This is a genomic window from Spongiactinospora sp. TRM90649 (assembly GCF_029382225.1).
Taxonomy (GTDB): Bacteria; Actinomycetota; Actinomycetes; order Streptosporangiales; family Streptosporangiaceae; genus Spongiactinospora.
Genome location: NZ_JARLTC010000047.1, coordinates 40,548 through 65,641 on the forward strand (window position 1 = coordinate 40,548; position 25,094 = coordinate 65,641).

22 protein-coding genes are annotated in these 25,094 nt (G+C 73.5%); 14 read left to right on the forward strand and 8 right to left on the reverse strand.

Translation table 11 applies throughout. The features are described from left to right. Positions 1–12: 12 nt before the first annotated feature. Positions 13–978, reverse strand: coding sequence for a quinone oxidoreductase (locus tag P3X83_RS39375; protein WP_277310504.1), 966 nt, complete (start codon positions 976–978; stop codon positions 13–15). A 35-nt stretch (positions 979–1,013) separates the two neighbouring features. Then, the gene (locus P3X83_RS39380; protein WP_277310505.1) at positions 1,014–1,445 is read right to left on the reverse strand and encodes a hypothetical protein; all 432 of its coding nucleotides are present in this window, start codon (positions 1,443–1,445) and stop codon (positions 1,014–1,016) included. A 168-nt stretch (positions 1,446–1,613) separates the two neighbouring features. Between P3X83_RS39380 and P3X83_RS39385 the strand changes: the two genes are divergently transcribed. Further along, positions 1,614–1,880, forward strand: a complete 267-nt coding sequence (locus P3X83_RS39385) for a DUF6504 family protein (protein ID WP_277310506.1) — start codon at positions 1,614–1,616, stop codon at positions 1,878–1,880. Further along, positions 1,880–5,428 carry a DNA polymerase III subunit alpha gene (gene dnaE / locus P3X83_RS39390; RefSeq protein WP_277310524.1) on the forward strand — a complete coding sequence of 1,183 codons (3,549 nt, stop codon included), beginning with the start codon at positions 1,880–1,882 and terminating at the stop codon, positions 5,426–5,428. Before P3X83_RS39385 ends, dnaE begins: the two co-directional genes overlap by 1 nt. Here dnaE and P3X83_RS39395 read toward each other — a convergent pair. Then, a complete protein-coding gene (locus P3X83_RS39395; RefSeq protein WP_277310507.1) occupies positions 5,425–6,177 on the reverse strand; it encodes a DUF4328 domain-containing protein in 753 nt (250 codons plus the stop codon). The two genes, dnaE and P3X83_RS39395, sit on opposite strands and share 4 nt — an antisense overlap. 107 nt (positions 6,178–6,284) lie before the next feature. Beyond that, positions 6,285–6,935, reverse strand: a complete 651-nt coding sequence (locus P3X83_RS39400) for a response regulator transcription factor (RefSeq protein ID WP_277310508.1) — start codon at positions 6,933–6,935, stop codon at positions 6,285–6,287. 177 nt (positions 6,936–7,112) lie between these two features. Here P3X83_RS39400 and P3X83_RS39405 point away from each other — a divergent pair, with 177 nt between their 5' ends. Next, positions 7,113–8,480, forward strand: a complete 1,368-nt coding sequence (locus tag P3X83_RS39405; protein WP_277310509.1) for a sulfatase — start codon at positions 7,113–7,115, stop codon at positions 8,478–8,480. Positions 8,481–8,512: 32 nt separating this feature from the next. On the opposite strand, the gene P3X83_RS39410 is transcribed toward P3X83_RS39405, so the two are convergent. Further along, a complete protein-coding gene (locus P3X83_RS39410) occupies positions 8,513–9,226 on the reverse strand; it encodes an FCD domain-containing protein (protein ID WP_277310510.1) in 714 nt (237 codons plus the stop codon). Positions 9,227–9,276: 50 nt separating this feature from the next. Here P3X83_RS39410 and P3X83_RS39415 point away from each other — a divergent pair, with 50 nt between their 5' ends. Genes P3X83_RS39415 through P3X83_RS39425 form a run of 3 tightly spaced genes read left to right on the forward strand, consistent with a single transcriptional unit; the run spans position 9,277 to position 12,031 of the window. Next, on the forward strand, positions 9,277–10,011 hold the full coding sequence (locus tag P3X83_RS39415; RefSeq protein ID WP_277310511.1) for a (Fe-S)-binding protein: 735 nt from the start codon (positions 9,277–9,279) through the stop codon (positions 10,009–10,011). Next, complete coding sequence (locus P3X83_RS39420; protein WP_277310512.1) at positions 10,008–11,414, forward strand: lactate utilization protein B; 1,407 nt, start codon at positions 10,008–10,010, stop codon at positions 11,412–11,414. Before P3X83_RS39415 ends, P3X83_RS39420 begins: the two co-directional genes overlap by 4 nt. Beyond that, complete coding sequence (locus tag P3X83_RS39425) at positions 11,411–12,031, forward strand: LUD domain-containing protein (RefSeq protein ID WP_277310513.1); 621 nt, start codon at positions 11,411–11,413, stop codon at positions 12,029–12,031. The genes P3X83_RS39420 and P3X83_RS39425 overlap by 4 nt, the downstream gene beginning before the upstream one ends. Positions 12,032–12,052: 21 nt before the next feature. Here P3X83_RS39425 and P3X83_RS39430 read toward each other — a convergent pair whose 3' ends face one another. The 3 genes from P3X83_RS39430 to P3X83_RS39440 all read right to left on the reverse strand — a co-directional run bounded on the left by P3X83_RS39430 (position 12,053) and on the right by P3X83_RS39440 (position 13,870). Then, on the reverse strand, positions 12,053–13,120 hold the full coding sequence (locus P3X83_RS39430) for a Vms1/Ankzf1 family peptidyl-tRNA hydrolase (protein WP_277310514.1): 1,068 nt from the start codon (positions 13,118–13,120) through the stop codon (positions 12,053–12,055). Between the two features lie 19 nt (positions 13,121–13,139). Next, positions 13,140–13,553, reverse strand: coding sequence for a DUF2795 domain-containing protein (locus P3X83_RS39435; RefSeq protein ID WP_277310515.1), 414 nt, complete (start codon positions 13,551–13,553; stop codon positions 13,140–13,142). A 71-nt stretch (positions 13,554–13,624) separates the two neighbouring features. Beyond that, positions 13,625–13,870 (reverse strand): hypothetical protein, encoded by a 246-nt coding sequence (locus P3X83_RS39440; RefSeq protein WP_277310516.1) that lies wholly within the window; start codon positions 13,868–13,870, stop codon positions 13,625–13,627. 130 nt (positions 13,871–14,000) lie between these two features. On the opposite strand from P3X83_RS39440, the gene P3X83_RS39445 reads away from it, so the two are divergent. The 8 genes from P3X83_RS39445 to P3X83_RS39480 all read left to right on the forward strand — a co-directional run bounded on the left by P3X83_RS39445 (position 14,001) and on the right by P3X83_RS39480 (position 24,608). Next, on the forward strand, positions 14,001–15,227 hold the full coding sequence (locus P3X83_RS39445) for a bifunctional cobalt-precorrin-7 (C(5))-methyltransferase CbiE/decarboxylating cobalt-precorrin-6B (C(15))-methyltransferase CbiT (protein WP_277310517.1): 1,227 nt from the start codon (positions 14,001–14,003) through the stop codon (positions 15,225–15,227). Positions 15,228–15,386: 159 nt separating this feature from the next. Continuing rightward, positions 15,387–16,274 (forward strand): sirohydrochlorin chelatase, encoded by an 888-nt coding sequence (locus P3X83_RS39450; protein WP_277310518.1) that lies wholly within the window; start codon positions 15,387–15,389, stop codon positions 16,272–16,274. 49 nt (positions 16,275–16,323) lie between these two features. Then, positions 16,324–17,391, forward strand: a complete 1,068-nt coding sequence (cobT, locus tag P3X83_RS39455; protein ID WP_277310525.1) for a nicotinate-nucleotide--dimethylbenzimidazole phosphoribosyltransferase — start codon at positions 16,324–16,326, stop codon at positions 17,389–17,391. A 79-nt stretch (positions 17,392–17,470) separates the two neighbouring features. After that, positions 17,471–18,484, forward strand: coding sequence for an agmatinase (gene speB / locus P3X83_RS39460; RefSeq protein ID WP_277310519.1), 1,014 nt, complete (start codon positions 17,471–17,473; stop codon positions 18,482–18,484). An 81-nt stretch (positions 18,485–18,565) separates the two neighbouring features. Then, positions 18,566–19,798: a uroporphyrinogen-III C-methyltransferase gene (gene cobA / locus P3X83_RS39465; protein WP_277310520.1), complete on the forward strand. Its 1,233-nt coding sequence runs from the start codon at positions 18,566–18,568 to the stop codon at positions 19,796–19,798. Next, positions 19,795–21,828, forward strand: coding sequence for an AAA family ATPase (locus tag P3X83_RS39470; RefSeq protein WP_277310521.1), 2,034 nt, complete (start codon positions 19,795–19,797; stop codon positions 21,826–21,828). Before cobA ends, P3X83_RS39470 begins: the two co-directional genes overlap by 4 nt. Further along, positions 21,825–23,495, forward strand: a complete 1,671-nt coding sequence (locus P3X83_RS39475) for an ABC transporter (protein ID WP_277310522.1) — start codon at positions 21,825–21,827, stop codon at positions 23,493–23,495. Before P3X83_RS39470 ends, P3X83_RS39475 begins: the two co-directional genes overlap by 4 nt. A gap of 147 nt (positions 23,496–23,642) precedes the next feature. After that, entirely contained in the window at positions 23,643–24,608 is a 966-nt protein-coding gene (locus P3X83_RS39480; RefSeq protein ID WP_277310523.1) for a single-stranded DNA-binding protein, read from the forward strand. Positions 24,609–25,094: the final 486 nt, after the last annotated feature.

Below are 25,094 nucleotides of genomic sequence, written 5' to 3' on the forward strand. Positions count from 1 at the left end.
GAAAGGGGGCCTTCAGGGGCGCGGCACCAGCAGCAGCTTGCCCGTGGTGCGGCGGGCCGCCAGGGCCTCGTGCGCCGAGGCGGCCTCGGCCAGCGGGTAGCGTTCGGAGACCTCGATCCGCAGCTCGCCAGAGGCCACCCAGCCGAACACGTCGCTCGCCCGCCACAGCAGTTCCTCGCGGGTGGCGGTGTAGTCGTTCAGGGTGGGCCGGGTGAGGAACAGCGAGCCCCCGTTGTGCAGGCGCATCGGATCGACCGGCGGGACGGGACCGCTGGCCGCGCCGTACAGGGCCATCATGCCCCTGGGGCGCAGGCTGGCCAGGCTGTCGTCGAAGGTGGCCGCGCCGACGCCGTCGTAGACGACGTGCACGCCCGGGCCGGTGAGGTCGCGGACCGCGTCGGCGAACCCCTCGTAGCGCAGCACGGTGTCGGCCCCCGCCGCGCGGGCGATCTTCGCCTTCTCGTCGGTGGACACGGTGCCGATCACGTTGGCCCCGCGCAGCTTGGCCATCTGGGTGAGCAGCAGGCCCATCCCGCCCGCGGCCGCGTGGACCAGCACGTCGTCACCGGGCTTGACCTGGTGCACCGAGTGGGTGAGATAGTGCGCGGTCATGCCCTGCAACGGCACGGCCGCGGCCACGGTGAGGTCCAGCCCGTCGGGCACCGGCAGCGCCTGCGCGACCGGCACGGTCAGCAGTTCGGCGTAGCTGCCCAGCACGCCCGCCCAGGCCACCCGGTCACCGGGGGCGAACTCGGTGACGCCCTCGCCCGCCGCCAGCACGATCCCGGCCCCCTCGCGGCCGGGCACGAACGGCAGCGGCAGGGAGTACTGGCCGCTCCGCTGGTAGATGTCGATGAAGTTCACCCCGGCGGCGGCCACCCGGACCAGGAGCCTGCCCGCGCCGGGCTCGGGGTCGGGGTGGTCGGTGTGCCGGAGCACTTCCGGCCCGCCGGTGGCGGAGATCACTATGGCTCGCATCTCATGGCCTCCTCGATCTTCTCGACCGGTGGTGGTCAAGGGCTGTCGGTAGTGCTCTCGCTGTTCTGGCCGTTCTCGCCGTTCCCAGTGTCCCCGGCGGGCCAGCCGTCCATGGCGAAATTGTCGAACGACGCGCGGAGTGTCGCGGTGCCGTGCTCGCCGACCCGGGCGAGCACGCCGCCCGCGCCGTCCCGGACCTTCCTGATCCGCGCCTGGCCGCCGGTTTCGACCGCGATCACCGCCGCCGTGCAGAACCTGCGGACCCGCCCGGCGGCGTCGGCCTCGCGGCGGAACCGCATCCGGAACTGCTCGTGCCTGCTGTACTCGGGATTGATCACCTTGACGGCCGCCTGCCGGCCCGTGGCGTCCTCGCCCAGGTACACGGTGCCCATCCCGCCGCGCCCGAGTCGCGCGGTCAGCCGGTACCGGCCGATCTGCGGTGGATCGTTCGGATCGAGGTCGTCCACGCTGCCCCAACCAGTCTGTGATCGCGGTGTGACTGCAAATGAGGTGGATCAGCCTACCGATGTCTGACTTGCGTTCGGCAGCGTAAGAACATATGTTCGAGATAGCACCCGCCTTCCCCCGGGTGGCTCACGAGGAAGCAGCCGGAGCCACAAGGGAGAGCAAGCGCCTTGAGCAGACTCTACGGCGACCCTATCGAGGTGTGGACCCGCGAAGGGGAACCGAGCCAGTTCGTCTGGCGAGACCGCCTCTACGTCGTCCGCCGGGTCCTCGACCACTGGGTGGTCGCCCGCGAGTGGTGGAAGACCTCCGAGAGCGACCCCGGCGAACGCCGGTTCTGGCGGGTCGAGGCGGGGTCGGGAGACCAGGCGGGCACCTACGAGCTGCGCTACGACACCGCCGCCGACGGCTGGCTGCTGATCAGGGCGTGGGACTGATGTTCGCCCACCTGCACGTGGCCTCCGCCTACTCGCTGCGCTACGGCACCGCCTTTCCCCGGGCGCTGGTCCGGCGGGCAGCCGAGACGGGCATGGACATCCTGGCGCTGACCGACCGCGACGGCCTGTACGGCGCGATCAAGCACGCCCAGGCGTGCCTGGCCGCGAACGTCCATCCCGTCATCGGCGCGGACCTCTCCCTCGCCGGCGAGGCGGGAGGCCGCCGGGAGTCCGGCCCGAGGGTCACCGTCCTGGCGCTCTCCGGCGGCTGGGGACGGTTGTGCCGGCTGGTCACCGCCGCCCACTACGCGGGCGAGCGCGGCGAGCCCGAGGTGGACCGCGAGACGGTCGGGGCGCACGCCGACGGCCTGGTGGTGATGCTCGGCCCCGCCTCCGACGTGGGCCGCGCGGTGGCCGCCCGCCGCGACGACCTGGCCGCGGAACTGCTGCGCCGCTGGCGCGCGGTGGCCCCCGACCTGGTGATCGAGGTGGTCGACCAGTACGGCTACCGCGAGGCGAACACCGCCGCCCGGATGCTCGGCCTGGCCGACTCGGCGGGCGTGCCCGTCGTGCTCAGCAACGCCGTGCGCCACCTCGACCCCGCCGACTACCAGGTCGGCGACGTCCTCGACGCGGCACGCCAGCTCGTTCCCCTGCACCCCCGCCACCTCCCGCACTCCGCCTCCCACGCCTACCTCAAGAGCCCAGAGGAGATGGCCCACGTCGCCGCCCGGATCTGCGGCGGCGACGGCGAGCGGGCCGCCCGCCTGCTGGCGGTCACCCGCCAGGTCGCCGAGCGGTGCGTCCTGGACCCGATGGACCTGCTGGTGCTGGAGAGCGACGAACCCGACCTGCACCTGCCCGAGATCGGCAGAGACCCGGTGCCGCTGCTGCGCAACCGCTGCGCCGACGGCCTGCGACTGCGCGGCCTGGACCGTTCCAGGGCGGCCAGGCGCAGGCTCGCCGACGAGCTCGACATCATCGAGCGCAAGCGGCTGTCCGGCTACTTCATCGCGGTCGCCGGGATCACCGACATGATCCGCGGCATGGGCGTGCGCTGCGCGATCCGCGGCTCCGGCGCGGGCAGCCTGGTCAACTACCTGATCGGGATCGGCGAGGTCGATCCGATCGAGCACAACCTGCTCATGGAGCGCTTCCTGTCCGAGGGCAGGGTCGGGCTCCCCGACATCGACGTGGACGTGGAGTCCGCCCGCCGTCTCGACTGCTACCGGGCCATCTACGAGCGGTACGGCGAGGCGCGGGTCGCCTGTGTGTCGATGATGGAGACCTACCGCGCCCGCAGCGCGATCAGAGACGTGGGCGGGGCCATGGGCCTGCCGCCGCACGAGATCGACGTGATCGCCAAGGCGTTCCCGCACGTGCGGGCCAGGCAGATCCGCGCCGCCCTGTCCGACCTGCCGGAGCTGCGCGACAGCGGGCTGAACGACCGGGCCCTGGCCACCGTGTTCCGGCTCGCGGAGAAGCTCGACGGGCTGCCCAGGCACATCGCCCTGCACCCGTGCGGGGTGCTGGTCGGCAACGCCGGGCTGCGCGACCGCACGCCGGTCGAGCGGAGCCTGCTGGAATTCCCGATGTCGCAGTTCGACAAGGACGACGTGGAGGAGGCGGGGATGCTCAAGCTCGACGTGCTGGGCGTCCGGATGCAGTCCGCCATGGCGTACACGCTGTCGGAGGTCGAGCGGGTGGACGGCGCCGAGGTCGCGCTCGACGCCGTCCCGCACGACGACACCGGCACCTACGACCTGATCGCCACCGGCCGCACCATCGGCTGCTTCCAGATCGAGTCGCCCGGCCAGCGCGAACTGGTGGCCAAGCTGGTGCCCCGCACCATGCACGACCTGATCGTGGACATCTCGCTGTTCCGGCCGGGGCCGGTCAACTCCGACATGGTCACCCCCTACCTGGAGACCAGGCACGGCTGGAGGCCGGTCGCCTACCCCCACGACGACCTGCGCCCGGCGCTCGCCGAGACCAACGGCGTGGTCATCTTCCACGAGCAGATCCTGCTGATCGTGGACGTCATGACCGGCTGCGGGCTGTCCATGGCGGAGAAGATCCGCCGCACCCTCGACACCCCCGAGGGACGCGCCAGGGTCCAGGTGTGGTGGGAGCTGAACGTGCGGCCCGAGTACTCCAGGGAGACCGTCGAGCGGGCCTGGCAGGTGCTCGACGCGTTCGGCGCCTTCGGGTTCTGCAAGGCGCACGCGGCGGCGTTCGCGCTGCCCACCTACCAGTCGGCCTGGCTCAAGCGGCACCACACGGCCGCCTTCTTCGCCGGGGTCCTCACCCACGAGCCCGGGATGTACCCGCAGCGGGTCATCCTGGACGAGGCCCGTCAGTGCGGGGTCGCGGTGCTGCCGCTCGACGTCAACCGCTCGGGGAAGGACTGGCTGGTCGAGCGGGTCGGCCCCCGCTCCGACGCGTCTCCGCCGCCCCCGCCCCCGCCCCCGCCGCCGCCCGGCGCGGACGGCCCGGCGCGGATCCGCGTCCGCCCGGACGGCCTCACGCCGCCCGCGCGCAAGGTCCCCGAGCCCGCGTGGGTCGGCGAGATGGGCCGCGGGTACGGCCTGCGGGTGCCCTTCTCGGCGGTCAAGGGGGTCAGCGACGCCGAGGTTACCCGGATCGTCGCCGGCCAGCCGTACACCTCGCTGGCCGACTTCTGGGACCGCGCCCGCCCCTCACGGCCGATCGCGGAGCGGATCGTCCAGGTCGGCGGCCTGGACGCGGTCCACGCCCTGCGCCCTGGCGGCCCCAGGTGGCGGCCGGGCGAGCTGACCAGGCGCGACCTGATCGCCCAGGTCGGCGTGCTCGAACGCGCCCCCGTCCCGGGCCTGACGGTGGGCGCGGGCACCGTGCAGCTCCCGCTGGGGTTCACCGAGCACATCGTGCCGGGGGAGCTGCCGGAGATGACCGAGAGCGAGATGGTCGAGGCGGAGCTGGAGATCCTCGGCATGGACGTCAGCCGTCACGTGATCAGCTTCCACGACGAACTGCTCGACGCGATCGGGGTGGTCAGGTCGGCGGAGCTGCTCTCCCTGCGCAACGGCGCGGAGGTGCTGGTCGCCGGGGTCAAGGTGGCCACGCAGACCCCGGCGGTGCGGTCGGGGCAGCGGGTCATCTTCACCACGCTGGACGACTCGACCGGGCCGGTCGACCTGACGCTGTTCGAGTCGGTGCAGGGGCACTGCGCGGCGACCGTCTTCGGGTCGTGGCTGCTGGTCGCCCGGGGCGTGGTCCGGCGGACCGGGCCGAGGGCGGTGTCGCTGCGCGCGCTGGACTGCTGGAACCTGCTCGACCTGGACCGGGTGTGGAGGGAGGAGGGGCTCGCGGGCGTGCGGGCGCTGCTCTCGTCCGCCCCGGCGGGGGCGGGAGGCGTCGGCGGGCGCCGGATCGAGTACGCCAACGGCTTCCGGCTCTCGCCGTACGCGGACATCGGGCCCGCGCCCGGGGTCAAGGAGCCGCCGCGCCGCCTGTGGCACGCCAGCGGCGGCAGCTCCGGCCCCGACCCGACCCGGCGGAGCGCCTAGTCTCCGGCGGGGCGCGCCCGGAAGGCCACCGGCTGCGGCGAGCGCCCGCCGTTCAGCGGCCGGAGCCTGATCACGCGCCCCATGGTGGCCCGGTCCTCGCCGTGCGCGGCCCGGCGGCGGCGGGGGCGCGGGCGGAACCTCGCCGCCTGGAGCCTGCTGACCTCGCGCACCGTGGCCGCGCACAGCAGCGCGGCCAGCGTGAACGCGGCGAAGTGGGCGAAGCCGATGCCGGTCAGGCCGGGCAGCCCGGCGAACCCGGAGGCGGTGACGGCCAGCGCGCCCAGCCAGGAGGCCCACCACGCGGCCAGCAGGATCAGCCAGCGGCGGCGCCCCGTCGCCGGCCGCCGCGCGCCGCGCCGGGCGTTTCGCCAGACGCGGTCCACGAGCAGCGGCGGGACGGCCAGGTTGAGCACCGGCACCAGCCAGCTCACCAGCACCCCGCCCGCCCGGCGGGCGCCGGGCGAACTCGCCCGCATGGCGCGGACCAGCCAGGTCAGGTAGGCGCAGGCGGCGGCGAGCGCGGTGGCGCCCACCGCGAGCACGAGCACCGCGAAGACCGTGACCGCGCCCACGAGGGCCTGCCGGCCCGGGGAGTCGGCCCCGGCGTCGAGCAGGGCGAGCTGCCGGGACAGCCGCTCGCCGCGGATCGCCTCGAAGGCCACCAGAGCGGCCAGTGCGACGACATGGGCCAAAAGCGCGGTGTAGACGGCCAGGGCCGCCCTTTGCGGTGGTGAGGTGGCGACGCGCATGGATCTCTCCCCCCGGCATGCGCTGAAGGACCTTGTCTTTCTTCTATCCCGTCCGTCACCTCGCTAATCCGCGCCGGGGGGCGGCGCGTGCGAGTGGCCCCTTCCGGTCAGCCCACGACGCCGGACTCCCAGGCCCAGGCCGCGACCTCCACCCGGTTCCGCACGCCCAGCTTGCTCTGGATGCTGGCCATGTGGGTCTTGACCGTGGACAGCGACACGAACAGCTCGGCGCCCACCTCGTGGTTGGTGCGGCCCCTGGCGACCAGGCGCACGACGTCGAGCTCCCGCTCGGTCAGCGGCTCGTGGGCGGGCCGTCCGGCGTTGCGGACCGGCCGGGAGAGGTGTTCGAGCAGCCGCACCGTGATCGACGGCGACACCAGCGCGTCGCCCACGGCCGCCGCCCGGACCGCCTCGATCAGCAGCGCCGGGCCGCTGTCCTTGAGCAGGAACCCGCAGGCCCCCGAGCGGAGCGCGCCGTAGACGTACTCGTCGAGGTCGAACGTGGTGACGATGACCACGCGGATCGGGTTCTCCACCCCGGGACCGGCCAGCAGCCTGGTGACCTCCAGGCCGTCGAGGCGGGGCATCCGGATGTCGAGCAGGCACACGTCGGGGCGCAGCCGCCGCGCGTGCTCCACCGCCTCGGCCCCGTCGGCCACGGCGGCGACCACCTCCAAGTCCGGCTGGGCGTCCAGGATCATCTGGAAGCCGGTTCGTACCAGCGCCTGGTCGTCGGCGATCAGCACCCGTGTCGTCACCGGACAATTGTGCTGGACGCGGGAGACCGGCCGCACATCGCCGCTCTCATCGGTCATTCCGGGCGACCGCGTGTCGGTACGGGCTGAGCTGGGAAATCTATACCTGTGAAGAAGATCGTCGGATGGCTCTTGTGCGCCGGTGCACTGCTACTCGCCGGAGCCGCTCCAATGCGCAGCGTGCCCGCTGACGCCGGAGCCAAGCCGCGGCCCAACATCATCCTGGTGGTGGCCGACGACCTGGAGGCGAGCGACCTGAGCGCCTTCCCCAACATCTACAGCCAGCTCGTGCGCCAGGGCACGGCCTTCGAGCGCTACTTCGTGACCGACTCCTGGTGTTGCCCGTCGCGGGCCTCGATCCTGCGCTCGCAGTACGTGCACAGCCACGGTGTCTACACCAACACCGCGCCCGAGGGCGGCTTCGGCAGGTTCCACGCCTCCGGGCTGGAGAGCTCCACGATCGGCACCTGGCTGAAGGCCGCCGGATACCGCACCGCGCTGATGGGGAAGTACCTCAACCACTATCCCGGCCGCGCCGTGCCGCCGACCTACGTGCCGCCCGGCTGGGACGAGTGGCACGTGCCGGTCCGGCGGCTCTACGCCGAGTACGGCTACACGCTCAACGAGAACGGCACGCTGCGCGCCTACGGCCACGAGGCCGCCGACTACTTGTCCGACGTGCTCGCCGCCAAGGCCGCGGCGTTCGTGTCGGATCCCCGCCAGCCGTTCTTCCTCTACCTGGCCCCGATCGGGCCGCACCAGCCCGCCAACCCGGCGCCCCGGCACGCCGACGCCTTCGCGGACGCGCAGGCGCCACGCCCGCCCAGCTTCGACCAGGCGAACGTGGAGGCCGAGCCGGAGTGGCTGCGCGCGGTGCCCAGGCTCCGCGACGGCCAGGTGGCCAGGATCGACGAGAGGTACCGCACCAGGATGCGGTCCATGCTGGGCGTGGACGACCTGGTGGGCACGGTGGTGGGGGCGCTCGGCCGGTCGGGACGGCTGGCCGACACCTACCTGTTCTTCACCTCGGACAACGGCTTCCACCTCGGCACGCACCGGCTGGCGCTGGGCAAGACCACCCCGTTCGAGGAGAGCATCCGGGTGCCACTGGTGGCGCGCGGGCCGGGCATCGCGGCCGGGCGGACGGTCACCGCGATGGCCGCCACGGTCGATCTCGGGCCGACGTTCGCCGAACTGGCGGGCACCCGCGCGCCCGACTTCGCGGAGGGCCGCTCGCTGGTGCCGGTGCTGACCGGCGGGACGCCGTCGCAGTGGCGCAAGAACGTGCTCGTGGAGTTCTATCGGCCGCCGGGCTGGACGCCGGTGCCGGGGGAGGCGCCGCCGTACCGGGCACTGCGCACGGCCGACCACACCTACGTGGAGTACGCGCGCGGCGAGCGGCAGCTCTACGACCTGACCGCCGACCCCTACCAGTTGGACAACGTGGTGGGCCGCACGCCCGCCGAAGTGGTCGACCGGCTGGCGCGGACCCTGCACGAGATGGCGGTCTGCTCGGGGGCTTCGTGCCGGGTCGCCGACACCCGGTAGAGGGGCCGCTGGATCTGGGGCTGGATCTGCGGCTAGGTCTGGGGATAGGTGCGGGCGAGGTGCCCGGCGACCGCCGCGCGGGCCGCCTCGCCGTCGCCCTCGGCGATCGCCCGGTAGATCTCCCGATGGTCGGCCATCAGGCCGCCGGTGCCGCCGAGCCGCTCGACCGCCTCCACCGCGAACCCGGTGGCGGCGGCGCGCAGCGCGCGCATCGTGGCCGACATGAGCCGGTTGCCGGACAACCCGGCGACGGCCAGGTGGAACGCGGTGTCGTGGGTGACGAACTCCTCGACCGAGCCGGCGGCCTCCATGCCCGCCAGCGCGTCGCGCAGCCCGGAGAGGTCGCCGGGGGCCGCACGGCCCGCGCCGTGCGCGGCGGCCCACTGCTCGATCATAGAGCGGGTCTCGACGACCTCGCGCAGGGACAGCCCGGCCAGGCCCAGGTGCAGCCGCAGCAGGTCGGCCAGCGCGATCTCCGGCCGGGAGACCAGCACCGCCCCGGCGTCGGGCCCGCTGCCGGTCTGGGCGGACACCACGCCGAGGGTCGAGAGGACGCGCATCGCCTCGCGGATCGAGGAGCGGCCGACGCCGAGCTGCTCGGCCAGCCGGCGCTCGCCGGGCAGGCGGTCTCCGGCGGTGAGGCCCTCCTCGGCGATGCGCGTCTCGATCGCGGCGAGCACGTCTTCGAAGGCGCGGGTGCGGCGGATCGGGCGCCACCCGCCGGTGAGGTCGTCTTGTGTCCCCATGTGGTCAGACCATACTGTGGTCAGACCACAAGCGAAAGGTGGGGTACGCGGTGCGGGTCGCCCTGTTCGTCACGTGTGTCAACGACACGCTGTTCCCCCAGACCGGCAAGGCGGTGGTGTCGCTGCTCCGCCGCCTGGGCTGCGACGTCGAGTTCCCGCAGGCCCAGACCTGCTGCGGGCAAATGCACCTGAACACCGGATACAAGGACGAGGGCACCCGGCTGGCGCGGCGCTTCGTGCGCGCCTTCTCCCCCTACGACGCGGTGGTGGTGCCGTCCGGGTCGTGCGCGGCCATGGTCCGCGAGCAGTACCCGCGGCTGGCCCCACCGGGAGAGCCCGCGCGGGCGGTGGCCGAGACCGTGCCGAAGGTCTTCGACCTGTCCGAGTTCCTCATCGACGTCCTCGGCGTCACCGACGTCGGGGCCTACTTCCCGCACCGGGTCACCTACCACCCGACCTGCCACTCGCTGCGCGGGCTGCGCCTCGGCGACCGGCCCGCCCGGCTGCTGTCCCAGGTACGCGGCCTCGACCTGGTGCCGCTGCCCGCGGCCGACCAGTGCTGCGGCTTCGGCGGCACATTCGCGGTCAAGAACCCCGCCGTATCGGCCGCGATGTGCGCCGACAAGGTTCGCGCGGTGCTCGACAGCGGGGCCGAGGTGCTGTGCGCGGCCGACAACTCGTGCCTGATGCACATCGGCGGCGCGCTGAACCGCCAGGGGGCCGGGGTCAGGGTCGTGCACCTGGCGGAGATCCTGGCCGCCACCGAAGGGGCGGTGCGGGCATGACCGCCGCCTTCCTCGGGATGCCCGCGTTCCCGGCGGGCTCGGCGCGTGCCGTACGCGACTCCCAGCTCCGCCACAACCTGCGCAAGGCCACCGGCACGATCCGCGGCAAGCGCGCCGCCGTGGTGGGCGAGGTGCCCGACTGGGCCGAGCTGCGCGCCGCCGGAAAGGCGATCAAGGACCACACGCTGCGCCACCTCGACACCTACCTGCTGCGGATGGAGGAGGCCGTCACCCGCGCCGGGGGGCAGGTCCACTGGGCGGAAGACGCCGCGGAGGCCAACCGCATCGTGGCCCGGCTGGTCGAGGCCACCGGCGAGACCGAGGTCGTCAAGGTCAAGTCGATGGCCACCCAGGAGATCGGCCTCAACGAGGCCCTCGCCGCCCGGGGGATCACCGCCTACGAAACCGACCTCGCCGAGCTGATCGTGCAGCTCGGCGACGACCTGCCATCGCACATCCTGGTCCCCGCGATCCACCGCAACCGCGCGGAGATCCGGGAGATCTTCCTGTCCACGATGGCCCGCTGGGGCCGTCCCGCCCCGGCCGACCTCACCGACGAGCCCCGCGCGCTGGCCGAGGCCGCCCGGCTCCACCTGCGCGAGCGGTTCCTCTCCAGCAAGGTGGCGATCTCCGGGGCCAACTTCATGGTCGCCGAGACCGGCACGCTCGTCGTGCTGGAGTCCGAGGGGAACGGCCGGATGTGCCTCACCCTCCCCGAGACGCTGATCAGCGTGGTGGGCATCGAGAAGCTGGTGCCGTCCTGGCGCGACCTGGAGGTCTTCCTGCAGCTCCTGCCGCGCAGCTCGACCGGCGAGCGGATGAACCCCTACACCTCCACCTGGACGGGCGCGGCGGAGGGCCAGACCTTCCACCTGGTGCTGCTCGACAACGGCCGCTCGCGGGTGCTCGCCGACGAGATCGGCCGCCAGGCGCTGCGCTGCATCCGCTGCTCGGCCTGCCTCAACGTCTGCCCCGTCTACGAGCGGGCCGGCGGCCACGCCTACGGCTCGGTCTATCCCGGCCCGATCGGCGCCATCCTCACCCCGCAGCTTCGCGGCATGGGCTCCGAACTCGACCGCTCGCTGCCCTACGCCTCCACCCTGTGCGGGGCATGCTACGACGCTTGCCCGGTGGCCATCGACATCCCCGAGGTGCTGGTCCACCTGCGCGCCGAGGCCCCGCACCCGCCCGCCGAGCGAGCCGGCATGCGCGCCGCCGGGTGGGTCCTCGACCGTCCCATCCGCCTGGCCAAGGCCCAGCGGCTGGCCTCCCGCCTGCGCGGCCTGGTGCCCAGGCGGCTGCCGGGCCCGCTGGGCGCCTGGACCAACACCCGCGACCTGCCCGACATCCCCGCCGAGTCGTTCCGCGACTGGTGGGCCCGCACCGGCGGAGGCCGCCGATGAGCGCCAGAGACCGCATCCTCGGGCGTGTCCGCGCCGCCGTGCGCGACGCCCCCGACCCTCCGGTCGAGCGCGGCTACCGCACCGCCTCGGCCGAGTCTCCGGGCGATCTGGTCACCCGGTTCGCCGAGCGGGTCGACGACTATCGGGCGATCGTCCGCCTCGTCTCCGAGGAAGAGGCCCCGGCGGCGATCGGCGCGGCGCTGGCCGAGCGCGGCGTGGCCCGTCTCGTGGTGCCCGGCGGCCTGCCGGAGCCGTGGGCGCGGGCCGTACCGGTGGGGGCGGCCCTGCCCGACGACCCGCCGCTGAGCGCCGTCGGCCTCGACGCCGCCGACGGAGTGATCACCGGATGCGCGGTGGCCGTCGCCGAGACCGGCACGATCGTCCTCGACGCCGGGCCCGGCCAGGGGCGCAGGGCGCTCACCCTGGTCCCCGACTACCACCTGTGCCTGGTGCGGGCCGGGCAGATCGTGCGCGGCGTGCCCGAGGCCGTCGCCGCGCTCGACCCCGCGCGCCCGCTGACCTGGATCAGCGGGCCGTCGGCGACCAGCGACATCGAACTCGACCGGGTCGAGGGCGTGCACGGCCCGCGCACCCTGGAAGTGCTGATCGTCGGCTAGCGCGGGTCGCCAGGCCGCCGGTCAGAAGCGCAGCACCGCGGCCACCTCGGTGCCCAGGTCGTCACGGGCGGCGAACCAGAGGTCCGCGTCGGTGGTCGCGGCGGCCCTGACCAGCGCGGCGTCGGCGCGCTCGCGCACCGGGTCGGGCACGCCGTACTTCGCCAGCTCCTCCTTGGTGAGCGCGAGCTGAGGTCCCTCCCGGCCGATCCACATCTGGCCGTCCGGGGGCGAGTCGGCGGCGAGCAGCAGCACCTCCACCCGGCCGTCGCGCAGCGCGGCGGCCGGGTCGTCCAGGCCGCGCGCCGACGGGCCGGCGCCGTAGCGGTCGAGCAGCCCGCCGAGCTCGCGCTCCCCCCAGGCGTCCACCGCCGCCTCGGCCTCGGCCTCGAACGGCGCCGGATCGGCGCCCTCGGCACGGCTGCCGCGCTCGGCCACCACCACGCGTGCCGAGGCCTCCGCGCCCAGGTGATCGAGCAGCATCGCCCGCGACCTCGGCTCGCCCGCGACCACGACGAGCTCGGCCCCGATCCTGCGGACCTCCTCGTCCACCTCGGCGGCCACCGCCATCGCGTTGCGCTCCCAGGTCTCCTCCACGCTGCGTTCGTAGCGCTTCTGCGACCAGCCGCCCTGCGCGGTCTTGGTCAGCGGCCACTCCTGGGCGTGCACCGCCGTCCGGCGCGGCGACCCGGGACCGATCACGATGACGTCGGCCCCCGTGTGGTCGATGATCACCCGCAGTTGCGGGACGCTCTCCCCGCGCTGCGCGAGCAGCGGCATGACGTGCGGCAGGGCCGACCAGGTGGCGATCGGCAGGGCCGGCGGATCCGACATCGCCTCGTCGTGGGCGACATCGCCGTCGACGGCGAACACCGCGAGCCCCGGCGCGGCCTCCTCTGGGTCGGTCACGACCTCCTCGATGGCGTCGAGGTCGTCGTCGTGGGTGTGCTCCCTGGCGAGTTTGCGGCGAATGTCACGCCAGCGCAGCTCGACCTCCTCCGCCCCCACCTCGGTCGTCCGGCTCGCGTCCAGATAAACCGAGGCGAAGGGCCCGGAATGGTCATACATCTGCCGGATTACCTGGAGTTTCATCTCACATTTCCTCCGGGTTTCACGAACGGCGGGCCTCGACCCCCAGGCCGAGCGCCTGAGCCACCTCGGACACGTTGGCGTACTGCATCTCGGGCAGATCGGCCACGGCCTTCAGGACGGCGTCGGGCGCGCCCGAGCGCTCCGCGTGGGCCAGCAGCGCCCTGCGGTCGGCGGGGAAGCGGGCGCCGCTCAGCCACTTGGCCAGGTTGCTGCGCCGTTCGACGTCGGCGGGGCTGATCCCGGCCGCGGTGCCGGGCTCGTGGTCGGGCGGCCGCCGAGGTGGCGCGAGGTCCCTCTCACCGGGGCGCTCGGTGGGCTCCGGCTCCTTCCACTCCTCCGCGTGCGTGGCGCCGCCGCCGCGTACGATGCCCTCGCTCTCGTGCTTCTGCTGGTCGTCCAGGCGTGGGCCGTGTTTCGCACTCCCGCGTTCCATGGCGTCCCCCCATCACGCCGAGGTACTCGGACTTCTGGTCCTACCCCCGCGCCCATCGGCAAACCTGCTGGTCAGCCGGGGGCCACGGGGGCGGCCAACCGGGCCTCGACGGCCTCGCGGCGGGGGATGGGCCCGACCGCGCCGGGGCCGGTCGTGGTGAGCGCGGCGGCGACGACCGCGCCGCCCCGGAGGCGTCCACCGGCTCCACGGGGTGAGCGGGAACATGCGTGGTACGGCCCTCGGCCGACAGCAGCGCCGTCCGCGCCCATCTTGAGCACGACGACGCCCCTGCACCTGGCCGCGAACGCCGCCGGCACCGCCGCCGGTTCTGGATTTTCAATGCTGTTCTCCGGTCGAACCTGAGGCCATCCCCCTGGTGACGGCCCGGCTACCGCACCTACCGGTTCGGCCCGCCATCGGTCACTGTGGAGGGGGAGGCGGTGCGCAGTGAACCTCAGTCAACCCGGAGCCGCCGCGGCGTCCCTCTTCCCGGAGGGGAAGGGGGCGCGGGCCGCGACGATCACCGTGATCGGCAGCGACGGCTCCGATCTCTCGTCCGAGGCACGGGCCCGGCTGGACGGCGCGGCGCTCGTCACCGGCCCGGAACGCGTCATCCGGCGGGTGCGCCCGGCCCCGGGGGTGACCAGCGTCCCGGGCGTCTCCGGCCGTGATCTGCTGCGCACCCTGGACGAGCACCTGGAACACGGCGGCGGCCCCGCCGTGGTCCTGGCCGACGGCGACCCAGGCTTCTTCGGCGCGGTGCGGTCCCTGCGCGCCCACGGCCTCGCGCCCGAGGTGCTGCCCGCGACCTCGGTGGTCTCCCGCGCGTTCGCCCGCGCCGGGCTCGCCTGGGACGACGCCCTCGTGGTCGCCCCCGCCGAACTGCGCCGCGCGGTCAACGTGTGCCGCGCCCACCACAAGGTCGCGGTGCTCGCCGCGCCGGGCGTCGGCCCCGGCGAACTGGCCCGCGAGCTGGCGCCGACCACCCCGCGCGCGCTGATCGTCTTCGAGGACCTCGGCGGCCCCGGCGAACGCGTCACCCACAGCCGCATGGGCGAGGCCACCACCCGGCCGTGGCGGGAGCCCGACGTCGTGCTGATCCTCGACCCCCGGCACCGTCCCAGCGGGCCGGTGTGGCTCGCCGGGGCCCGTCCCGGTCCGGGGCGGTGGGCCACCGGCGGGTCCGCGGACGACGGCCTCGGGCCCGTGGCACGGGCGTTCGCGCTGGCCCGGCTCGGGCCTCGGCTCGGCGACCTGGTGTGGGACATCGGCGCGGGTCACGGCGAGGTGGCCGTGGACTGCGCCAGGTTCGGGGCGGCGGTGATCGCGGTGGAGCGAGACGCCGCCCGGTGCGACGCACTGCGGCGGCACGTGATCGCGAACGGCGTGAAGGTCGCGCTCACCTGCGGTCCCGCGCCGCCCGCGCTGGAGCCGCTGCCCGATCCCGACGCCGCGTTCGTCGCGGGCGGGTGGCCGGACGTCATCGCCGCGTGCGCGGAGCGGGGGCCGTCCTCGCTGGTGTGCGCGGTGCGCGCGGCGGACCTCGCGCCCGCCGTACTGGCGATCATGCGGGAGCGCGGATACCACGCGGAGGCGGTGCGGATCGAGGCGGCGCGGCCCGCCGAACCCGCTGTCTCAGAGGGGGTGTTCATCGTCCACGGGACCCTTCGCTGAGGCTCAGGGATCTTCGTTCGTCCCTGCGGCACCACCGGCACCGGGGTTCCCGCCACGGCCTGTCGGAGTGGCGGGCTTTCGGATATCCTCCCGTGTCTTGTCTGGGATTCCTCCGAGCATTCCCAGGTCGCGCAGGTCGACGACGATGGAGATTCAGGTATGAAGCCGCCGCTGTTGCTCGTCGGTCAGGGTGCGGATGACGACAGCGGTACTGCCGAGTTCGGCAGGTTCGTCCATCGGCTGCGCTGCCGGCTCGACCATGGCGCGACCGATGTGGCGGGTGGATACCTGGAGCGGGCGCGGCCGAGGCTGAGCGACGCCGTCACCTCGCTCCTGGCCAAGGGCCACCACCGGATGATCACCCTCCCGCTCGCCATGAACGCCACCTGGGAGCCAGGGGCGGAGATGCCCGCCGCCATGGCCCTGGAACAACGACTCCACCCCACGCTCGCCTTCACCGGCGCGCGTCCCATCGGGCCCGACCCGCGCGTGCTGGCCCTGATGGCCGACCGGCTCGCCGACGCGGCCACCGAGGTGCCACGGCTGCGCGTGGTCTCGGCCGTGACCGACGAGGAACCCGAGCCCGTCACCCCCGCGCAGACCGCCGTGGTGCTGGTCGGCGACGGATCCACCGACGCCGCCGCCAACGCCGAGGTGCACCGCGTCTCCCGGCTCTTCTGGGAGCTCCACGCCTACGACCACCTGACCGTGGAGACCGCGTTCGTCTCGCTCACCCCGCCGGGAGTGGCCGGCGGGCTGGAGCGCTGCCGCCGCCTCGGCGCGCGGCGCGTCATCGTCGTGCCGTACCTGCTGTTCGCGGGCGGGCTGCTGGACCGGGTCTGGGCGCAGGCGCTCGCCTACGCCGCCGGGCACCCCGAACTGGACATCCGCTGCGCCGAGGTGATCGGCGACTGTGAGGCGCTGGCCGACGTGGTAATCGACAGATACGAGGAGGCCCTCGGCGGCGAAGCCGCGGGCCTCACCGGGCCGGTCGCGCGCGTGGCCCCGCGCCGGCTGGCCGCCGTCCGCCCGACCGCCATGCGATGAGGATGGTTCCCCAGTGAGCGACCCCGTGAACGATCATGTGAGTGTTCCGATGAACGGCCTGCTCGGCGACACCGTCGCCGCGATCCACCCCGCGGACCCCGCCGCGCTCGCCGAGGCCGCCGCCCACCAGGACCGCCTCACCAAGCCGAGGGGCTCCCTCGGCGTGCTGGAGGAGGTCGCCGTGCGCCTGGCCGGTTCGGCCGGGGTCAGCCCGCCGCCGATGCCGGTCCCCGTCGCGCTGGCCATCTTCGCGGCCGACCACGGGGTCCACGCCCGGGGCGTCAGCCCGTGGCCGCAGGAGGTCACCGGCCAGATGGTCGCCAACTTCCTGGCGGGCGGGGCCGTCGCCAACGCCTTCGCCGCCCAGATCGGCGCGTCGGTGACCGTCGTGGACATCGGCGTCGCCACCGACCTCCCGGCCGCCGACGGCCTGCTCGCCCGCAAGGTCGCCCGGGGCACGGCCGACCTGTCGCGCGGCCCCGCCATGACCCCCGAGCAGGTCGTGACCGCGCTGGAGACCGGCATCGCCGTCGCGGGCGACCTACTCGACGCGGGCGCGCGCTGCCTGGTCGCCGGTGACATGGGCATCGCCAACACCACCGCTTCAGCGGCGCTGATCTGCGCCTACACCGGGGCCGACCCCGTCCGGGCCACCGGCAGGGGAACCGGGATCGATGACGCCACGCACGCGCGCAAGGTCGAGGTGGTCCGGGAGGCGCTCGCCGTCAACGGCCTGCCCGGCGACGCGGGGCCGCTCGGCGTGCTCGGCGCCGTCGGCGGGCTGGAGCACGCGGCGATCGCCGGTTTCATCCTGAAGGCCGCGGCCTCCCGCACGCCCGTCATCCTGGACGGCGTGATCGCCGGGTCGGCCGCGCTGGCGGCGGCGGCGATCGCGCCCGCCGTCGTGGACCATTGCGTGGCCGGTCACCGTTCCGCCGAGCCCGGCCACCGGATCGCGCTGGACCATCTCGGGCTGCGGCCCCTGGTCGATCTCGAACTCCGGCTGGGCGAGGGTACCGGCGGGCTGCTGGCCCATCCGCTCGTGTGCGCGGCCGTCCGCGTCATGCACGAGGTCGCCACCTTCGACGCCGCCGGGGTGACCGACAAGGAGGCGTGACGCCGTCGGCCCGGCTCCGCTCGCGCATGAGAGGGCGTGCGGCGGGAAGTGGAGCCCAGGGCCGAGAGGAGCGTGCGCGGTGGCGAGATACGGGCCGATGTTCGGAGCGGATCTGACCTTCCTCGGCGTCGACCGCTGTGACGTGACCGACCCCGGCACGTTCGCCGGGGCCGACGTGGTGATCATCGGCGCGCCGTTCGACGGCGGCACCAGCAACCGGCCGGGGGCGCGCTTCGGCCCCGCCGCCATCCGGCAGGCGTGCTACCTGCCCCACGACGGCTCACGGCCCAGCCTCGCCCTCCGCGTGGACGCCCTGCGGGACCTGCGGGTGTTCGACGCCGGAGACATCGAGTGCTACTCCGGAGACGTCGAGGGGTCCATCTCCGCCATCGAGGAGGCCGTGCGCCGCGTGGCCTCCTGCGGGGCGATCCCGGTCGTGCTCGGCGGCGACCACACCGTGGCCCTGCCCGACGCGCGGGGGGTCGCGCGCATCCGGGGGATGGGCCGGGTCTCCATGATCCACTTCGACGCCCACGCCGACACCGGCGACATCTCCTTCGGCCACCTGTACGGCCACGGCCAGCCGATGCGGCGGCTCATCGAGTCCGGGGCCATCCGCGGCGACCGGTTCCTCCAGATCGGCCTGCGCGGATACTGGCCCGGCCCCGGCACCCTGGCCTGGATGGCCGAGCGCGGCATGCGCTCCTACGAGATGACCGAGATCACGGCGCGCGGCCTCGACGACTGCCTCACCGAGGCGTTCGGCATCGCCCTCGACGACTGCGAGAGCGTGTTCCTGTCGGTGGACGTCGACGTGTGCGATCCTGGTCACGCTCCCGGCACGGGAACCCCTGAACCGGGCGGGCTCACGGCCCGCCAGCTTCTCGACTCCGTCCGCCGGGTCTGTTACGAGCTGCCGGTGGTGGGAATGGACGTCGTCGAGGTCGCGCCGCCCTACGACCATGCCGACATCACCGCCTACCTGGGCAACCGTGTGGTACTCGAAGCACTGTCGGCGATCGCGCGCAGACGCCGCGACGCCGAGGGCGGCCCCCGGTGGGATCCGCGTCAGCCGTTGCTTGACGGCCGTTGACACATGCGCAGCGAAACCGGCGTGCGCAGCCGGTAGGTTTACCTCCTAACTGCACGTACTCGCGAACGGGAGATCGGCCGCATGTCCCCCTACCTGCTCGGTCTGCGCCTTTCCGGGCGGCGGGTGCTCGTCGTGGGCGGGGGCCGGGTCGCCCAGCGGCGGATTCCCGCCCTGCTGGAGGCGGGCGCCCAGGTCACGCTGGTGTCCCCGAGCGTCACCCCGGCGCTCGACGATCTCATCGCGGCGGGGCGGATCACCTGGGAGGCCCGGCCGTACGAGGTGGGCGACTGCGACGGCGCGTGGCTCGTGCAGGCGTGCACCGACGAGCGCGCGGTGAACACCGCGGTGGCGGCCGAGGCCGAGGCCAAACGGGTATGGTGCGTGCGCGCCGACGACAAGGACGCCTCGGCGGCCTGGACCCCGGCCTCCGGCAAGGTCGGAGAGGTCGGCGTCGCCGTCACGGCGGGCGGCGACCCGCGCAGGGCGGCGGGCATCAGGGACGCGGTGGTGGCCGCGCTGCGCGACGGCACGGTCGACGCGCGCCGCAGCCGTACCAAACCGGTGGGCGTCGCGCTGGTCGGCGGCGGCCCCGGCGATCCCGGGCTGATCACCGTGCGCGGACGGCAGTTGCTCGCACAGGCCGACGTGGTGATCGCCGACCGGCTGGCCCCCCGTGCGCTGCTCGACGAGCTGCCCGCCGACGTGGAGCTGATCGACGCCGCGAAGATCCCCTACGGCCGCTACCTCGCCCAGGAGAAGATCAACGAGCTGCTCGTCGAGCACGCGAGGGCGGGCAGGTTCGTGGTCCGCCTCAAGGGCGGCGACCCGTTCGTCTTCGGCCGGGGCGGCGAGGAGATGCTGGCCTGCGCCCGCGCCGGCATTCCGGTGACCGTGGTGCCCGGCATCACCAGCGCCGTCGCGGTGCCCGGCGCGGCGGGTGTGCCGGTGACCCATCGCGGGGTCAGCCAGGAGTTCCACGTGATCTCGGTGCACGTCGCGCCGGATGATCCGCAGTCCACGGTCGACTGGCCGGCGCTGGCCGGGTCCCGGGGAACCCTGGTGTTGATGATGGCCGTTGAACGCGTCGGCAAGGTGGCCGAGGCGTTGCTGCGAGGCGGACGTTCTTCGGAAACTCCCGTAATGGTGGTACAGGACGGTACTCTTCCGACGCAGCGCGCTCTTTACGCCACGCTGTCCACCGTGACGGGGCGCGTGACCGCGGCTGGGATTCGGCCACCGGCGATCGTGATCGTCGGCGACGTCGTGAAGGTCGGCCAGGAGGTCGAGATGGTTCGAGCGGAGCGGGTTCCGTGAAGTCAGCAGCCAACAGGCCCCCGGGCCTCGGGGACCCCGCCGACGACGAGACGGTCATGCCCGAAACGGCGGGCGAGGAGTCGATCGGCGAGCAGACGGTGTCCTTCCGGCCCATTCGTGACGACGCCGATGATCCCGGCGAAGAGCCCGAGGCGTCCGAGCCGTCCGATGAGTCTGAGTCCTCTGAGTCCTCTGACGAGGCGGAGGTCGCTGACGAGCCGGAGGACCCGGGAGCGGAAGCGGACGAAAGCGGCGATAACGCCCCCGCGGAAGAGCCTGCCGACGAGCCGGAGCCCGACGCGGACGGCGAGCCGGAGAGCGAGCCCGACACCGCCAAGGTCAAGGAGATCGCCCTCCCCGACGCCGCCGCCCAAGCCCTCGGCCAGGCGCTGCACGCCCTCAAGGAGACCATCGCTGACCTGCGGTTCGGCGCCGACGCCCCGGGCGCGGAAGAGGCCGGCAAGGCGCGCGAGGAGATCCTCGCCCAGCTCGACAACTACGTCATGCCACGCGTGCGGATGAGCACCGCCCCCGCCCTCGTCGTCGTCGCCGGGTCCACCGGCGCGGGCAAGTCCACCCTGGTCAACTCGCTCGCCGGGGGCAAGGTCAGCGCGACCGGCGTCCGCCGTCCGACCACAAGCACCCCCGTGCTCGTCTGCCACCCCGACGACAGGGAGTGGTTCGCGGAGGGCGGCCTGCTCGGCGGGCTCACCCGGGTCGAACGACCCGGCCCCGAGACCGGCCCCGGCGACCTCGCCGTGGCCACCAGCGTGCCGCTGCCGCCCGGCATCGCGCTGCTGGACAGCCCCGACATCGACTCCGTGGTCGTGGCCCACCACGAGATCGCGCACCGGATGCTCGACGCCGCCGATCTGTGGATCTTTGTGACCACCGCCGCCCGCTACGCCGACGCGCCCGCCTGGCGGCTGCTGCGCACGGCCAAGGAGCGCGGGGCGCGGCTGGCCATCGTGCTGTCCCGGGTGCCGCCGCGGGCGCGCGAGGTGGTCGTCAAGCACTTCGTGCGGATGCTCACCGAGTACGGCCTCGGCGACGCCGAGCGGTTCGTCATCAACGAGTGCGCCACGAGCGAGGGCCGCCTGCCCGAGAACGAGATCTCCGAGCTGCGGATGTGGCTCACCGAGCTTTCGGTGGACGACGAGCGGCGCGAGCAGGCCGTCCGCACGGCCCTGGAGACCGTCCTGGACAGCTTCCGCGGTCGCGTGCCCGCCCTGGCCCGGCACCTGGAGACCCAGGTGGCCTTCCGCGGCGAGCTGCGCTCCGACGTCGAGGCCGCCTACGCGGGCGCGCTGTCCGAGATCGACGAGATCAGCAGGAACGGCTCGCTGCTGCGCGGCGAGGTCCTCGCCCGCTGGCAGGACTTCACCGGCTCAGGCGACCTCATGCGCACGCTCAGCCTGCGCAGGCCCGGCCGGTTCGCCTCAAAGATCACCCGGCAGGCCCCCGAGCGGCGGATGGCGCTGAAGTCCGCGCTGCGGGCCGGTCTGGAAGCCGTGGTCATCGCCGCCGCCCAGCGCGCCGCGGAGCGGACCGCCACCCGCTGGGCCCGCCGTGGCGCCCACGGCGCCCGGCTCGCCGCCGCGCCCGAACTCGGCCACGTCTCCGACGACCTGGTGCGCCGCACCGGGCGGAGCATCGCCGCCTGGCAGGACCACCTGGCCGCGATGATCCGCAAGGAGGGCGTGACCAAGCGCTCGGTGGGCAAGATCTCGTCCTTCGACGAGGAGTCGCTCGGCCTGATCTTCACGGTCGGCATCCTCGGCTACGGCATGCCCGAGATCGACGGCGGACCGGGCCCCATGCCCCAGCGGCTGCTCCGGGCGCTGCTCGGCGCCGAGTCCCTGCGCCACATGAGCGTCAAGGCCAGAAACGACCTGCGAGCGAGGATCAACACGCTGTTCGACGAGGAGACACTGCGCTACGCCACGGCGCTGGACGGCGCGGGCATACCCGACGAGACCGCCGCGTCCCGCCTGTACCAGGTGACGTACAACCTTGAGGCCGCACGATGAGCACTGCAACCACCGGCACCACCTCGACCCCCGCAGGCGGCGGCCGCGCCCGGCCGGGCCTCGGCTCCCGGCTGGCCGCCCTGTCCCGGGTGGTGGAACTGGGCGCGGGCACGGTCGATCCCCCGCTGCTCGAAGAGGCGGGCCAGGTCCTGCTGCGGGCCGGCGACCGGCTGAAGCTGTCGTCCGAGCACACCGTGGTCGCCCTCGCCGGAGGCACGGGCAGCGGTAAGTCGTCGCTGTTCAACTCCGTCTCCGGCCTGGAACTGTCGCCCACCGGAGTGCGCAGGCCCACCACCGCCCGCACCCACGCCTGCGTGTGGGGCCTGGAAGGCGCGGGCCCGCTGCTGGACTGGCTCCAGATCCAGTGGCGGCACCGGTTCGCCAGGGCCAGCGCCCTGGACAAGGACGACGGCGCGCTGCACGGCCTGATCCTGCTCGACCTCCCCGACCACGACTCGATCCGCGCCCTCACCGACCACGAGGCCGACCGGCTCATCGGCGTGGCCGACCTCGTCGTGTGGGTGCTCGACCCGCAGAAGTACGCCGACGCCTCCACCCACCGGCGCTACATCTCCGAGCTCTCCGGCCACGACGCGGTGACGGTCTACGCCCTCAACCACGCAGACCGGCTGACGCAGGAGGAACTCGCCGAGTGCGTCGCCGACCTCACCGGGCTGCTCAAGCGTGAGGGGATCACCGACCCTCGCGTGGTCGCCACGTCGGCCATCACGCCCAGGGGCTCCGAGGGGCTCAAGGCCGTCCTCGCCGACACCGTGTCCCGGCGCCGGGCGGCGATCCTGCGCCTGGAGGCCGACGTCGAGCGGGTCATGCGCGACATGGACGTGATGCTCCCCGAGGCCGACCCGCTGACCGTCCCCCCGACGGTCGACGGCGCACGCCGGGTCGGGCTGACCGACGCGCTGTGCGACGCCGTGGGCGTGCCCGCGATCGGCGAGGCCATGGAGAACGTCTACGCGACCAGGTCGCAGCTCTGGGTGGGCTGGCCGTACGCCCGCTGGGCCAACCGCCTGGGCGGCGACCCCGTCAAGCACCTTCGCCTGGGCGACCTGCGCGACGAGATCCGCGGCGTGCCCGGCGGCGACGTCAGCGCCCAGCCGGCCGAGGTCGACAACGCCGTCCAGGCACTCACCGACGGGCTGACCGCCGACATGCACGAGAGCTGGCGCAACGGCGTGAAACGGGCGGCGCGCTCCAACGCCACCCGCATCCCCGGGGCGATGGCCGAGGAACTCGACCAGATCGCCCCGCGCCTCGACCGCGTGCCGCCCTCCTGGCACCTGCTGCGGATCTGGCAGTGGCTGCTCGTCCTGCTGTTCGTGGTGGCCGTGGCCTGGTGCGGCACCACCCTGGTGTACGGCGTGATGGGCGCGGGCACGCTGCCCGACGGCCTGTCCGCCCTCGGCGACGTCGGCAGCCTGCCATGGGTCGGCCTCATCATGATCTCCGCCCTGGGTCTCGGCATCCTCTCCGCTGTCGCGAGCCGCAACTTCGTCGTCATCGCGGCGGGCAACGAGCGCGAACGCGTCGAGCGCGAGATGCGCCGCCGCGTCGGAGCGCTGACGGAGAGCATGGTGATCGCACCGGTGGAACGCGAGCTGGCGCGCCACCGCGAGTTCTACGAGGCCCTCCGCAGCCTGCGCGACTGACCCGGCTGACGTTCGTCCACAGCCCTGATCACGCATGCGCGCCGGGTTATCCCCAGAACCCGGTTCGGCCGACGGCTTGGCCGGCGTCGTGCGCCACCGTTTCTCCCAGAGGCGGGCAGCAGGCCCGCCGCCTGGGAGGCATTCCTGATGAACGACATCCAGCTCACGCTCAACGGTCACGTCGTCGCCGACCCCCGCCAGCACACCTTCCCCGACGGATCACGGGTGACCTCACTCCGCGTCTGCTCGACCAGCCGCTACTACGACCGCAAGGCGGGGGAGTGGCGAGACGGCGAGAAGATCTTCTTCGCCGTCCGCTGCTGGCGCGGCCTCGCCGACAACGTGGCCCAATCCGTCCGCGTCGGCCAGCCCGTGGTCGTCCAGGGCCGCCTCCGCATCCGCGAGTTCGGCCCCGAGGGCGAACGCCGCTTCCTCGCCGAGGTCGAGGCCACCTCGGTAGGCCACGATCTCCGCTGGGGCATCGGCACCTTCACCAAGCCCCAACGCCTGGGCGCCACCCCGGCTCTAGACCAGGAGACCCGCGACTCCCTCGACCGTTCCACCGAAGACTGGGCCTTCGCCACCACCCGCCCACCCCGCCCAGCCCTTCCCCCCACCTCTTCCGCCCACCCCACACCCCCTCAAGCCCTCCCACCCCTCCCAACCCCGACGCCCCCCTCACCGGTAGCCCCCCACCCACCCACACCCCCCTCACCGCCCGAGCCCGCCCCCGCCTCGTGGTCGCCCGGCCCCCAGGCCACGGCCGCCGTACCGCATCCATGCGCCCCTACCCCGCTGTCTGAGGCCGCCCCCACCTCGTGGTCGCCCGGTGCTCAGGCCGCGGTGGACGTCCCGCCCAGCGACGGGGTCTCCGGCGACGCCGCGACCGAGCCGCCGGAGCGCTCGCGTGGGCTGAGGCCGCTCTCCGCGCTGCTGGCCGAGGTCGTGATCCCCTCCTCCGCCACCACCAGTGACGCGCACGGGGAAGAGGCACTGGAGCCTGTCGAGCAGGTCGCCCCGCGCGGGCGTCGCTCTACGACCAAGGGCCGACGCGCCGGTTCGCCTGGCACGGCCACCAGGCAGCCATCCGCTGACGAGCCGATGGTCGCCTGACGATTCCCCTCGCCGGTCCTCGCCAACGGCCTCACCGCCACCGCCGAGGACCGGCGTTCCGCGCCCGGCATCACCCTTGACGGCACAGCGGAGGCAGCGCTCTCGCACAGGTCACGGCACTCACCTCAGCCGCCGCCTCGAAGAATCCGCTACGAGCCGGACACCGCCAGTGTCGCCCCCGGGGGCCGCGTCCGATGGCCGTCCTTTCGCTGGGACTGCTCTTCCCGGTTCGGGCTCCACCAGGCGATCACGAGCATGATCGACGAGTCGCTCGAAAGACACCCGATCACATCCGGGGCCAAAAGCGAGGAGGGTCAGATCCCGCCGAACCGCCTACCCCACAAGTCTCGCTGTAGCGAGGGCCTTTTGTACGGCGGCGCGGTAGGGAGGCTGGGCTGGGGTTCCAGGTGGGACTGTACGGTTTTCGGTGTAACTCCTGATCATGGAGAACGCACCTGATGAGTACTGTGATCCAGGCATCGACGG